A 13,032-nucleotide genomic window follows, 5' to 3' on the forward strand; every position below is an offset into this window, starting at 1 on the left:
GTATATCCGTTGTCCATTTCGGTTCATCACAACTTTTTTCAGCGTTTTATCCTGCGCTTTTCCGGTTTGCCAGGCGTGCTGCGCATCGCGCGGCGGCCCGCCTGAGCGTCACGCCTGCCCTGCCCGGCTTGTTATCCGATCCCCGATCCCCTACCCCCGATGCGCGACCGTACCCTTGTTCTTTCGGTGTTGATCGTGGCGTCCTGCGGGCTCGGCTACGAGCTGATCGCCGGCGCCCTGTCCAGCTACCTGCTGGGCGACTCCATCCTCCAGTTCTCCTCCATCATCGGCTGCTACCTGTTCGCCATGGGCGTGGGCTCGTGGCTGTCGCGCTATGTGAAGGACGAGGACGTGCTGGCGCGCTTCATCGATATCGAGATCCTGATCGGCCTGCTCGGCGGCATCTCGGCGGCGCTGCTGTTCGTGGTGTTCGCCTGGCTGTCTGCGCCCTTTCGCACCGCGCTCTACGCCATGGTGTTCGTGCTCGGCGTGCTGGTGGGCATGGAGATCCCGCTGGTCATGCGCGTGCTCAACACGCGTCGCACCGCCTTCAGCGAACTGGTCAGCCGCGTGCTGACCTTCGACTACCTTGGCGCGCTGGCGGTATCGCTGGTGTTCCCGCTGGTGCTGGCGCCGCGCCTGGGGCTGTCGCGCACCGGCTTTCTGTTCGGCATGCTGAACGCCGGCGTGGCGCTCGTCACCATCCATATCTTCCGCGATGAGCTCAAGCCAGTGATGTCGCGCATGCTGCGCGCCTCCCTGGTGCTGGTGCTGCTGGCGGGCGGCTTCCTGGCTTCCGGGCGCTTGACCCACTGGGCCGAGCGCGGCATGTTCGGCGACGAGATCATCCATAGCGAGAGCACGCCGTACCAGCGCCTGGTGATCACGCGCTGGAAGGATGACATGCGCCTGTATATCAACGGCAACCTGCAGTTCTCCTCGCGCGACGAACACCGCTACCACGAGGCGCTGGTGCATCCGATGCTGCAGGCGCTGCCGTGGGCGCGCCGCGTGCTGGTGATCGGCGGCGGCGACGGGCTGGCCGTGCGCGAGATCCTGAAGCACAAGAACATCGAGCACGTCACGCTGGTCGACCTCGACCCTGCCATGACCACGCTGTTCTCGCGCAGCGAGCCGCTGGTGGCACTGAACCAGGGCTCGCTCCAGGACGCGCGCGTGCAGGTGGTCAATGCCGACGCCGCGCAATGGATGGAGCAGCACAACGAGATGTTCGACGCCATCATCGTCGACCTGCCCGACCCGTCCAACTTCGGCCTGGGCAAGCTGTACTCGGTGCCGATGTACAAGCTGATGTCGCACCATCTCGCCGAGAAGGGCTATGCGGTGGTGCAGTCCACCTCGCCGTACTTTGCGCCGCGCTCGTTCTGGGATATTGACGCCACGCTGCGCGAGGCGGGCCTGCATACCTGGCCCTACCACGCCTACGTGCCGTCCTTCGGCGAATGGGGCTTTATCCTTGCGGCCAAGCGTGACGACTACACGCCGCCCACGCGCTACACCGTGCCGCTCAAGTTCCTCGATGCCGACAGCACCGCGCTGATGTTCCGCTTCCCCGCCGACATGGCGCCGCGCGAGGCGCGCGCGAACCGGCTCAACGAGCAGTCGCTGGTGTTTGATTTCGAGCAGGACTGGCGCAATGTCATTCGCTGATCTGCTTTGCCCGCAAAGGGAGCCGGCATGGATCGCCGCCGCTTCCTGATCGCCAGCGCGGGCACGGCCGGCCTGAGCCTGTTGTCAGGCTGCGACCGGCTGGGCGACGATGCCAGTCGCTTCCTGGCTGGCGTCGGCCTGCGCGAGCCCACGCCCGTGGTGCTGCGCCCCGGCATGGCCGAGGGCCACGCGCTGCGCGATGCCGCCAGCTGGCCATCGGGCGTATCGCCGCAGGACGAGATCGTGACCGACGTTGCCATCCTCGGCGGTGGCGTGGCCGGGCTCAGCGCTGCGTGGCAGCTGGCGCGCGGCGGGCTGAAGGATTTCCTGCTGGTGGACGGCCCGGAGTTTGGTGGCAATGCGGCGGCCGGAAGTTTCGGCGGCGACCTTGCCTTCCCGCGCGGCGCGCACTACCTGCCGCTGCCCTCGCCCGAATCCACGCATATCCGCGAAATGCTGGCCGACACCGGCGTGATCCAGCGCGACCCGTTCGCCGCGCGGCCCGAGTTCGACGAGCGCGCGCTGGTGCATGCGCCGGATGAGCGCCTGTTCTTCGACGGCAAGTGGCACGACGGCCTGCTGCCCAGCGACGCCGCACCGGACGAAGAAGCGAAGCAGCACGCGCGCTTCCTCGCGCGCGTCGAGCAACTCAAGAGCGCGCGCGGCAGCGACGGCCGCAAGGCCTTTGCCATCCCGCTGGCGCTGGCCTCGCAGGATCCGGCCTGGACCGTGCTGGACCGGCAAAGCATGCGCCAATGGATGCTGGCCGAAGGTTTTACCGCGCCCACCCTGCACACCTATGTGGACTACTGCTGCCGCGACGACTACGGCGCGGGGCACGACCTGATCTCGGCCTGGGCCGGCCTGTACTACTTCGCCAGCCGCGCGGGCCATGCCAGCGATGCCGCCGACGGCGCCGTGCTGACCTGGCCGGATGGATTGCATGCGCTGGTGACGCGGCTCTCGGCGCGGATCGATGCGTACCTCGGCGCCAAACCTGCCGCCCAGCCCTGGCGCCGCCCCGGCATGGCGCTGCAAGTGCAGGAGCAAGGCCGTGGGGTGTCGGTCCTGTGCGCCTGGTGGCCGGACGGCGTTGGCGCCCAGCCGCCGCGCCTCTACCGCATCCGCGCGCGCCGCGTGATCTGCGCCATGCCCCTGCATGTGGCTGCCCGCGTGGCGCCGCTGCGCGAGTTCGGCTTCGACCCGGGGCGCCACCTGCCGCCCACCGCGTCCTGGCTGGTGTCCAGCTTCCGCCTGCAGGGCTTCCCGCCGGAAGCGCCGGGCGTGCCGCTGGCCTGGGATAACGTGGTGCATGGCGGACGCGGGCTGGGTTATGTGGTGAGTACCCATCAACTGATCCGGCAGGCAAAGCCAGCGGCCACGGTCTTTACCGCGTACTGCCCGCTGGACGCTGCGGCCAGCCCTGGCGCCGCGCCGCGCTCGCTCACCGGCACCCGCCGCTGGCTGGCCGAGGCCAGCGCCGCCGAGCTGCTGCACTACGCCACCACCGATCTGCGCACGGTCTACGGGCGCGCCTTCTGGCGCCACGCCGACGCGGTGGAGATCACGGTGCGCGGGCACGCCATGGCCTCGCCGCGCACGGGCTTCTTGGGCAACGCCGGTGCCGCGGCCCTGCGCGCGGCCGATGGGCGCATCCTGTTTGCCCATGCGGACCTGTCCGGCGTGTCGGTGTTCGAGGAAGCGGCGTGGTGGGGTACGCATGCCGCGCGGAAGATCCTCGGCTGAGGGCTTCCAAGTGGTGCCTTCGCCACAACATGCCGCAGCGCGGCATCCTGTAGAATTCTTTGCTCGATTTCGTGTCGAACCTCCCTGACACGCGATCCCAACCCCAATTTTTTGTGCGCGCAATCCGCTTCCTGCTGCTGCTCCTGATGCTTGCCGTCATGCCCTTCCAAAGCTGGGCAGGCGCGCGCACGTGCGCAGTGGGCAACGCGGTGCAGGCGGATTCGTGCAGCGCGTTGGCGCAGGCGGCACAAGACGAAGCCGCTTGCGCCACGGCGGACGAAGCGGCTCATGCTGCCGCCGTCGATGCCAGCGCAGCGCCCGGCCCCGTTGACGCCGGCGACGCCAAGGATCCGTCGCAGCCCGGCGCCGACCTCGCCGAATCCCTGTTGCCGGCCTCGCCCCTGCGCTTTGCCGCGGGGCTTGCCCGCAGCAGCGCGCCCACGCACCGCGCGGGCGCCATGCCGGACCCCGACCTCCCGCTTCAGCAGCGCCCTCCCAGCGCCTGAGTTTCCCCCGCGCGCGAGGCTGGCCTTGCGCGCCCTCGTTGTTTGTTCCCGGTTTTCTTGTCGTTAGTCTCCTGCACGCGGCGCGCCTGGCATGGCGCTGCGCGTGCTCGCGATGCGCGCCCCCGTTTTCACCATTGCATTGATCACTTCCTCACATAAAACATGAAACGCGTCCTGCTCTTCCTGGCGACCAACCTCGCCGTCATGCTTGTCCTCAGCTTCACCGCCAGCTTGCTGGGCGTGAACCGCTTCCTCACCGGCAATGGCCTGAACCTCGGCATGCTGCTGGCATTTGCCGCGCTGATGGGCTTCGGTGGTTCCTTTATCTCGCTGCTGATGTCCAAGACCATTGCCAAGTGGTCGACCGGCGCGCAGGTCATCGCCCAGCCCAGCAACGGCACCGAAGTCTGGCTGGTGCAGACCGTGCAGAAGCTGGCCGACCGCGCTGGCCTGCCGATGCCCGAAGTGGCCATCTATGAAGGCGAAGCCAATGCGTTTGCCACCGGCGCCACCAAGAAGAGCTCGCTGGTTGCCGTATCCACCGGCCTGCTGCAGACCATGTCGCACGACGAAGTGGAGGCCGTGCTCGCGCACGAAGTCGCCCACATCGCCAATGGCGACATGGTCACGCTCACGCTGATCCAGGGGGTGGTCAACACCTTCGTGATCTTCCTGGCGCGGATCGTGGGCTACTTCGTGGATTCGATGCTGCGCAAGAATGATGAAGAATCGAGCGGCCCCGGCATCGGCTACATGATCACGGTGGTGGTATGCGAGATCGTGTTCGGCATCCTGGCCAGCATCATCGTGGCCACCTTCTCGCGCCATCGCGAATACCGTGCAGATGCCGGCGCGGCCAAGCTGATGGGCAGCCCCACGCCGATGGTGGCAGCGCTGCGCCGCCTGGGCGGGATGGAACCCGATGGCCTTCCGCAGAACATGCAGGCGATGGGCATCGCCGGTGGCAAGTCGTGGCTGTCGCTGTTCTCCAGCCACCCGCCGATCGAGCAGCGCATTGCCGCACTGCAAGCCCGGGGCTGAGCGCGGGACACTTTGTGGATCGAAGAAAACCGAGGGCTCCGCTTCAAGTGGCTCCTTGCTAAGCCACCCCTCTCCCCGGCCCTCTCCCCCTGAGGGGAGAGGGAGAGACAGCCGTCGTCATGGCAGACGATTTTGGGCTGTTCTTTCGGCTTCGAGCAATGCCACTTCCGGTCTCACCCGGAACGCTGCCCGGTACCGCTCCGGCGTGGTCTGCACATGACGCTGGAACGCCTGCCGCATTACATCGGCGTTGGCAAATCCCGTCGCGCGGGCGATGCCATCCAGGCGTCGCCCGTCTTCCTCCAGCATCCTGCGCACCGCTTCCACCCGTAGCCGCTCTACGTAGCGCGCCGGCGTCTCGCCGACCTGCCGCGCGAACACGCGCGCGAAGTTGCGCGGGCTCATCGCTACGCGCTCGGCCAGCACCTGCACCGAGAGGTCGCGCGCCAGGTGCTCCGCCATCCAGGCCTGCAATTCACGCAACTCGGGGCTTTGCGCGCTCTGCGCCTGCAGCAGCGTGGAGAACTGGGCCTGGCTGCCGGGGCGGCGCAGGAACAGCACCAGTTCGCGCGCCACGGCGAGCGAGGCGGCATGGCCGAGATCGTCCTCCACCAACGCCAGCGCCAGGTCCATGCCCGCGGTAACGCCGGCCGAGGTGTACAGGTCGCCCGCGCGGATCCAGATCGGGTCCGGATCCACCTGGACCAGCGGATGGCGCTCGGCCAGCCGCGCGGCGTGGCGCCAGTGCGTGGTGGCGCGATGGCTGTCCAGCAACCCGGTGCGCGCCAGCACGAACGCGCCGGTGCAGACCGCGCCAAGGCGGCGCACGTGAGGCGCCTGCTCGCGGATCCAGCCGATCAGGCGCGCATCATCGGCGGCCGCAGCGTGGCCCGAGCCACCGGCAATCAGCAAGGTATCGATGGGCCCGGGCAGCATGTCGCCGATGCGGTGGTACGGTGCGTCGGCCAGCAGCCGGATGCCGCTTTCGGTGCACACCAGGCCATCGTCGCGCACGCTGGCGACGCGGATGTCGTAGGCGGGCGAGGTCGTGCCGGGGAGCCGGTTGGCATGGCCGAAAACCGCGCTGGGCCCGGTCACGTCGAGCTCCTGCGCGGGGTCCGGCGCGACGAGTACGACGATGCGCGGCGGATCATTCGGCAAGGGATGGCTGGCAGGCATGGACTGTGACTCAGGGCGAGTATGTGAGTGCGCAAGTGCGGTTGCCGCCGATCATACCGGCGCCGGCGCTTATCCGGCCAGCACCGCCGCGCGTGGTGTGCTGCGCTGCCAGCCCAGTGTGACCAGCAGTGCCACCGCCAGTGCGGGCAGCACGGCGAGGTTGACCGCCTGCCAGCCGTAGCGGTACAGCACCTGCCCGGCCGCGAGCGTGGCCAGCGCGGTCAGCGCGGCGGCGGAGAATTCGGCCAGCGCCTGCGTACGCGCGCGCTCGGCGGGCCGGTAGCTCTGCGTGAGCAACGTGGTGCCGCCGACAAACATGAAATTCCAGCCGACGCCCAGGCACAGCAAGGCGACGTAGAAGGCCGGCAGCGCCGTCGATGCCAGGGCCACGAGCGAACCCATCGCAGCGAGCGCGATGCCGCACATCAGCATCGGCCCGCGCCCAAAGCGCTGCAGCAGCCAGCCCGAGAAAAACGACGGCGCGTACATGCCCACCAGGTGCCACTCGATGATCTGCGCGCCTTGCGTGATCGTATGGCTGCACGCCACCGCGGCGATCGGCGTGGCGGTCATCACGAACATCATCACCGCGTTGCCGATGCCGTTGTTGGCGAACGCCGCCAGGAACACCGGCTGGCGCGCGATCTCGGCGAGCGGGCGCGCCGGCAGCGCGGCGGCGCCGTGATCGGCCGAGGCGGCAGCTGCGTGTGGTTGCGGCTCCCGATAGCCAAACGCCAGCAGCAAGACCGTGGCCATCCCGAACAGCGCGACCACCGCATACGATCCGGCGAAGGGCTGTGCCACCATCAGGTCGCTGCTCCACGCGGCAATGGCCGGCCCGCACACGGCGGCCACCACGCCGCCGGTGAGCACGGTGGAAATGGCGCGCGGCTTATCCACAGGCGCGGCGGCGTCCGCGGCGGCCAGCCGGTAGAAACGCGCGAACGCCTGGAACATGCCGACCAGCGCCGTGCCCACGCAGAACGCCACGAAGTCATGGTGAGCGATGGCCCACACCGACACCAGCCCGCCCGCGCAGCACGCCAGCCCGCCGAGGGAAAAAGCGATGCGGCGCCCCAGCCGTTCGATCAGGAAGGCGGCCGCGATGGCGGTGAGCGCCGACGCCACCGTGATCAGCGCAAACGGCAGCGTGGCCAGCGCCTTGTCGGGCGCGAGCGTGTACCCGACCAGCCCGGTCAGGGTCAGGTCGACCGACAGGGCCGAGGTGAACAGGGCCTGGCAGATTGCCAGGACCCGGGCTTGGGACATCGCGGGACGTGCCATCGGGCGCTCCGGTGAGAAGAGGCGGGGATGACACCGAGCGTACGAAAAACGGGACCATGGCGGCTGACAATGATCCGCAGAATCCTGCCAACCGGCTCCTGGTTGGGCTAGTTGAACACGTCCTGGCGGTAATGCCCCTGCGCCACCATGCCCGCCAGCCAGTCGGAAGCTGCTGCCTCGCTCATGCCGCCCTGCTGTGCCGCGATCTCGATCAGCGTGCGCCGCACCGCCGGCGCCATCTGCCGCCCGTCGCCGCACACATAGAGCGTGGCGCCGTCCTGCAGCAGCGTCCACACGGCTTCGCGATCGCGCCAAAGCAGATGCTGCACATAGCGCTGGTCGGAGGCAGCGGTAGTGGAGTAAGCCGAATGCGCCTGCACCACGCCCTCGGCCTGCCAGCGCGCCACATCAGCGCGGTAGAGCCAGTCGTGCTCCGGATGGCGGCAGCCGTAATAGAACTGGCTGGCGGCTACCGCCTGGCCGGCTGCCTTCTGCGCCGCGCGCTCTTCCAGGAAGCCGCGGAACGGCGCGATGCCCGTGCCAGGCCCGACCAGGATCATCGGCCGCGCCGGATCGGGATCGGGCGCGAAGGCCGGGTTGGGCGTGCGGATCACCGCCGCCACCACCGCGCCCGGCGCGAGCCCTTGAAGCCAGGTGGATGCCACGCCACGGAACATGCCGCGCCCTGAGAGCGCCGGCGACCACACGGTGCCGACCGTGATCGTCGCCACGTCGGGTGTGACCGCAGGCGATGAAGCGATGGAATAGAAGCGCGGGCGCATCGGCACCGTGCAGGCCAGCAGGCCCGGCAGCGTGAGCTCAATGGCTGGGTGGCTCACCAGCACATCCACCAGCCCCAGCCGCTGCGATGCCACGCGCGCCGCGTAGCCGTCTTGCGCGTGGTCCGAGCCGAGCCGCTCCAGCGCCGCGCGCGTGAACGGGCAGCGCGTGTATTGCAGCAGTGTGCGCAGCGTCTGGCGCGACACCACATCCTGCAGCTCGATGAAATGCGTCAGCAGCTCGCGCACCGGCAGTGCCTCGTCCAGCGGCAGGCCGCGCGCGGCGGATGCATGCGCGGCCGACAACGTTACCATGGCATCGGGATCGAGATCGAGCCGCTCGCACAGGTCCCGCACGGTGGCGGGAAGGTTCTGCGGATACACCGCAAGATGATCGCCGGTGGCGTAGCTGGCACCCGCCGGCAGGCGCAACTGGATGTCGCGCGTGGAGGTGCGCGGCGCTTCCAGCGCGAAGTCCCACAAGCCAGCCGGATCGTTGACCAGCTCCGTGTTGGCCAGCACGGTGAAGGCTTGCGTCGACGGCGGCAGCGTGCTGGCGCGGATGGTGGCGATATCGCGCAGCCGCACCTCGATCTGGCTGGCGCCCGCCGCATCGGGTGCGGCGCCCTGCTCCACGCGCAGCGCCTGCAGCGATTGCCACAGCGCGGCGAGCCACGACTCCGCGGCCTGGTCGAAGTCGCCATTGCCATCCGCCTCGCCGCGCGCGAGCAAAGGCACCGCGCCAGCCCCGCTGAAAAATTCATGCAGGCGCTTGGGAAATGCCTGGTACGTGGCCCATTGCGAATTGCCGCAGCCGAGCAGCGCAAAGCGCAGGCTTTCGGCGCGATAGCCAGCGGCATTGCTGCCGTCGAGCATGGCTTCGAAACGCCGCGCTGAATCGGGTGCGCGCCCGTTGTAGGTGGCCGCCACGATCACGGCGAGCCCGTCGGTGGGCAACGCCCCCACCACTTCGTCAAGATCGCGCAGCGTGGCGGCAAAGCCGGCCGCCAGCGCGCCGGCGTGGATCTGCTCGGCCAGCTCGCGCGCGGTGCCCAGGCTGCAGCCGCACAGCACGGCGAGGGGCTGGCCATTGCCGCGCACCGCCGGGGGTTGCGATTGCACACTGGCAGCATCGGCCGCAGCCGCAGCGACGATGCGCTCATGCGCGCGGCGGCGGCGCGCGCGCAGCGTGAACGCATCCGGCTTCAGGGTCAGCGTTTCCTTGATGCGGAACTGGTAATCGTGCGGGTCGCTGAACTGGAAGTTGCGCAGCATCAGGGCCAGCGCGAGCTTGGCTTCGGTCAGCGCGAACTGGCGGCCGATGCAGGCGCGCTCGCCATTGCCGAACGGCTTGTAGGCGTGGGGATGGATCCTGGCCTCGTTCTCGGGCAGGAAGCGGTCGATGTCGAAGGTCTCCGGATCGGCCCACACTTTCGGGTCGCGGTGCAGCGCGGTGAGCACCACCGAGACGCGGCGATCCTTGGCGATCAGGTAGCGCCTGCCGATCACCGTGTCCTCGAACGGCGCCACTGCAAAGGCAGGCGCCGTGGGCCACAGGCGCAGCGTTTCCTTGAGCACGCGGTCGATCACCTGCAGCTTCGCCAGGTCGGCATAGACCGGCGGCGCGTCGCCCGGCAGCACCGCGTCCACCTCGGCATAGGCTTGCGCCAGCACGCCGGGATGGCGCAGCAGCTCATACAGCGCGAAGGTCAGCAAGCCGCTGGTGGTCTCGTGCCCCGCGATCAGGAAGGTGATGACCTGGTTGCGGATATTGACGTCGTCCAGGCGCTGGTCGGTGTCGGGGTCGCGCGCCTCCAGCATCAGGTTGAGCAGGTCGTGCGCGGGCGGCTGTCCGGCGTCCTTCCCAGCCGCGGCGCGGCGCTGCCGCACCACGTCGTCCACCAGTTCGCGCATGTACTGGATATCGTCGGCGAACTTGCGGTGCGCCTTGTGCATGAACTTGTCCTGCAGCGCAAAGCGCGTGAGCTTGCCCATGGCTTCCTCGAGCGCGCCGACCATCGCGTCGATAAAGGGATGCAGCTGCTCGCGCGAGAACGAATCGAAGTCATAGCCGAAGCCCGACAGCGCGATGGTGTCCAGCGTGAGCCGGGTCATGTCGTCGGCGATCGGGATGTCGGTGTCGGCGCCCTGGCGGTCCCACTTGTCGACCAGGCGGTTTGCCACGCGCAGCATCACATCGAAGTAGCCCTTCATGGCGCGCTGGCTGAAGGCGGGCATCAGGATGCGGTGGGCGCGGCCCCAGTTCTCTTCCTCGGCGTGCGCGGTGAACAGGCCGTCGCCGGCCAGGTCGCGCAGGTACGACAGCGGCGGCCCGACGATCTTGCGAAAGTGCTGCCCATCCGACAGCTCGCCCACCAGCGCGGCGTCGCTCACGAACGCCACGCGGCGCCCGGCGAAATCGAGCTCGAAGATGCCATCGAAGGCGCGGCTGCGCGCCAGCAGATGCTGCCCGACCTTGCCCGGCGTGACCTGCAGCAGGTTGCCGACCAGTGGCCAGCCCGGGTCGCGCGGAATCGGTTCGAGCTTGCGTGCGGGCTGCGCAGCCGGCATGGTTGCGGCGGTTGCGGCCGGAGCGGCGGAGGCGGGAGTGGAGACGCGCTGCATATTCAGGTCACCAGATGGTAGTCGGCGGGCGAAACGCCTGGGTTGGGCCAAGGGGCTCAGGGGCCGCCTTGTGTCTCTTGTTCGTTTTTCTGTTTTCTGCCGGGTGCATGGCTATCCCCTGCAAGCCGACGTAGACAACCGTCTACTTTTGCAGCAAAGTAGACGAATGTAGACCGAGTGTCAATTCCAAACCGGATTCACTCACGCCGGCGTATCCCGGCCTCAACTTTTTGCCTGACACCATGGAAGACGTTGCCGGCGGCAAACGCAAACTGATCGACGCAGCGCTGCGCCTGGCCGCAGCCAGGCGCAGCTTCGCCGGCCTCGGCCTGCGGGAGCTGGCGCGCGAGGCGGGGCTGAACCCAAACACCTTCTATCGCCACTTCCGCGACATGGAAGACCTGGCGCTGACCGCCGTGGCCGAGGTCGGCAACGAGTTGCGGCCCATGCTGCGCGCGGTGCGCTGGGCCGTGGCGCAGGACAACCCCGGCGAGGTCGCCACCCGTGCCTGCGACGCCTTCTTCGCCTACGCCGATGCCCATCCGGACGCCTTCTTTGTCGGCGTGTGCGGCAGCACCGGCCCGCAGCCCGCGCTGCGCGAAGCCGTGCGCCAGGTGCTGGCGGATATCGCCGGCGAGATGGCGGAAGACATCGAACGGCTGGAGCTCTGCCCGGGGCTGTCGCGCCCCATCATCGACGACCTCTGTGGCTACGTGGTGTCCTACCTGTTCCACCTGTCGACGGACTATCTCGAAGATAACGCCAAGGGACGCCGCCTGCGCATCCAGCAATCCAAGCAGCTGATCAGCTGGCTGCTGCGCGGCGCAGCCGAACAACAGCGGGCGCAGGATCAACCGGCGCCCGTACCCGCACCTGCGCGCAAGCGCAAGCCGACGGAGCGCCGGCCGCACTGAGCGCGGCAAGCCACACCCAGTCCTGACCACCAAGCGAGGAGACCGATGAGCCTGCAGAACCTGTTGCTGTCTTATGGACTGAGGAAGCGCCTGAAGCGCGGCGTACCACCCGAGCACATCGACGTGGCCGGCACCCGCCGCGCGATGGCCCAGTTCGGGCAGAACGCGCGCGTGCCCGCGGGCTGGCGCATCGAGCGCTCCGAGGATCCCGCGCTGCCGGGAGAATGGACACGGCGCGAAAACGGCAACGCAACGGCGGATGTTCCCACGATCTTCTACCTGCACGGCGGCGGCTACTACTTCTGCACGCCCCAGACGCATCGCCCGCTCACGCTGGCACTGGCACGCAAGGCCGGCATGCCCGCGTTCTCGCTGGATTACCGGCTGGCGCCCGAGCACCCTTTCCCCGCCGCGCTGGACGATGCGGTCGACGCCTACGCCGCGCTGCTCGCGCTCGGCATCTCGCCAGGCCATATCGTCATTGCGGGCGACTCCGCCGGCGGCGGGCTGGCGCTGGCCACGCTGCTCGCGTTACAAGCGCGCCACATGGCCCTGCCCGCCGGCGCGCTGCTGTTCTCGCCGTGGACCGACCTGGCGGCCACGGGTGAAACCTTGCGCAGCAACGATCGCCACGACGTCATGTTCCACGGCGACTCGATCTCCCGCGTCGCGCGCCTGTACCTGGGCGACACCGTTGCCACGGAGCCGCTGGCATCGCCGCTCTACGCGGCCCCGGAAGCGCTGGCCGCGCTGCCGCCGCTCTATGTGCAGGCCAGCGACAAGGAAGTGCTGCTCGACGATTCGCGCCGGCTGGTGGAGCGCGCCAAGGCGGCGGGCGGCGACGCCGAGCTGCATATCTGGCGCGGGGTGCCGCACGTGTGGCAGCTCTACCATCCTTTCCTGCCGGAAGCGCGCCGCGCGCTGGCAGATGCGGCTGCGTTTGCCACGCGGGTGACAAGCGGCTGAACGCCTGCCTTGTCTGGTTTCCTCGGTATTTTCCCTGAGCCAGCCGCGCAACGGCGGGAAAGCTGGATGAAGGCTTGCCATGCCTACGATGCAGGGGCTGGCTCATGGCCGTGACACGCGTCCGGCCTGCGAGCAGCCTGAATCATCGACAAGACTAGCGAGCCCCGAGGAGATCAACTTGAAAACCAAAACCACAGCCCTCGCGCTGGCGATCGGCGCGGCCTTTGCCGGCCACGCCAACGCGCAATCGAACGTGACGCTCTACGGCCTCATCGACACCACCATCAGCACCATCAGCAACGCCAATGCAAAAGGCGATCG

The 13,032-nt window shown here is 68.5% G+C and carries 10 protein-coding genes; 7 read left to right on the forward strand and 3 right to left on the reverse strand.

What is annotated here, in order from left to right; translation table 11 throughout:
* Nucleotides 1–159 precede the first annotated feature (159 nt).
* The 4 genes from ACYP5B_RS23400 to htpX all read left to right on the forward strand — a co-directional run bounded on the left by ACYP5B_RS23400 (nt 160) and on the right by htpX (nt 4,964).
* Nucleotides 160–1,671 (forward strand): polyamine aminopropyltransferase, encoded by a 1,512-nt coding sequence (locus ACYP5B_RS23400; RefSeq protein ID WP_400091774.1) that lies wholly within the window; start codon nt 160–162, stop codon nt 1,669–1,671.
* A gap of 27 nt (nt 1,672–1,698) precedes the next feature.
* Nucleotides 1,699–3,417: an NAD(P)-binding protein gene (locus ACYP5B_RS23405; protein ID WP_459571247.1), complete on the forward strand. Its 1,719-nt coding sequence runs from the start codon at nt 1,699–1,701 to the stop codon at nt 3,415–3,417.
* A 113-nt stretch (nt 3,418–3,530) separates the two neighbouring features.
* Nucleotides 3,531–3,923 carry a hypothetical protein gene (locus ACYP5B_RS23410; protein WP_400091771.1) on the forward strand — a complete coding sequence of 131 codons (393 nt, stop codon included), beginning with the start codon at nt 3,531–3,533 and terminating at the stop codon, nt 3,921–3,923.
* 162 nt (nt 3,924–4,085) lie between these two features.
* Nucleotides 4,086–4,964, forward strand: a complete 879-nt coding sequence (gene htpX / locus ACYP5B_RS23415; RefSeq protein ID WP_400091768.1) for a protease HtpX — start codon at nt 4,086–4,088, stop codon at nt 4,962–4,964.
* A gap of 117 nt (nt 4,965–5,081) precedes the next feature.
* Here the strand turns inward: htpX and ACYP5B_RS23420 are convergent, their stop codons facing one another.
* From ACYP5B_RS23420 to ACYP5B_RS23430, 3 genes are all read right to left on the reverse strand, one after another.
* Nucleotides 5,082–6,143, reverse strand: coding sequence for a GlxA family transcriptional regulator (locus ACYP5B_RS23420; protein ID WP_459571248.1), 1,062 nt, complete (start codon nt 6,141–6,143; stop codon nt 5,082–5,084).
* 69 nt (nt 6,144–6,212) lie between these two features.
* On the reverse strand, nt 6,213–7,427 hold the full coding sequence (locus tag ACYP5B_RS23425; RefSeq protein ID WP_459571249.1) for an MFS transporter: 1,215 nt from the start codon (nt 7,425–7,427) through the stop codon (nt 6,213–6,215).
* 107 nt (nt 7,428–7,534) lie between these two features.
* Nucleotides 7,535–10,777 (reverse strand): bifunctional cytochrome P450/NADPH--P450 reductase, encoded by a 3,243-nt coding sequence (locus ACYP5B_RS23430; RefSeq protein ID WP_459571254.1) that lies wholly within the window; start codon nt 10,775–10,777, stop codon nt 7,535–7,537.
* 296 nt (nt 10,778–11,073) lie between these two features.
* Here ACYP5B_RS23430 and ACYP5B_RS23435 point away from each other — a divergent pair, with 296 nt between their 5' ends.
* The 3 genes from ACYP5B_RS23435 to ACYP5B_RS23445 all read left to right on the forward strand — a co-directional run.
* The gene (locus ACYP5B_RS23435; RefSeq protein WP_400091765.1) at nt 11,074–11,745 is read left to right on the forward strand and encodes a TetR family transcriptional regulator; all 672 of its coding nucleotides are present in this window, start codon (nt 11,074–11,076) and stop codon (nt 11,743–11,745) included.
* A gap of 45 nt (nt 11,746–11,790) precedes the next feature.
* Nucleotides 11,791–12,711: an alpha/beta hydrolase gene (locus ACYP5B_RS23440; protein WP_459571250.1), complete on the forward strand. Its 921-nt coding sequence runs from the start codon at nt 11,791–11,793 to the stop codon at nt 12,709–12,711.
* 88 nt (nt 12,712–12,799) lie between these two features.
* Nucleotides 12,800–13,032, forward strand: a 233-nt coding sequence (locus ACYP5B_RS23445) for a porin (protein WP_459571256.1), incomplete at its 3' end; no start/stop codon positions are given.

This window comes from Cupriavidus sp. 8B, from assembly GCF_054589115.1.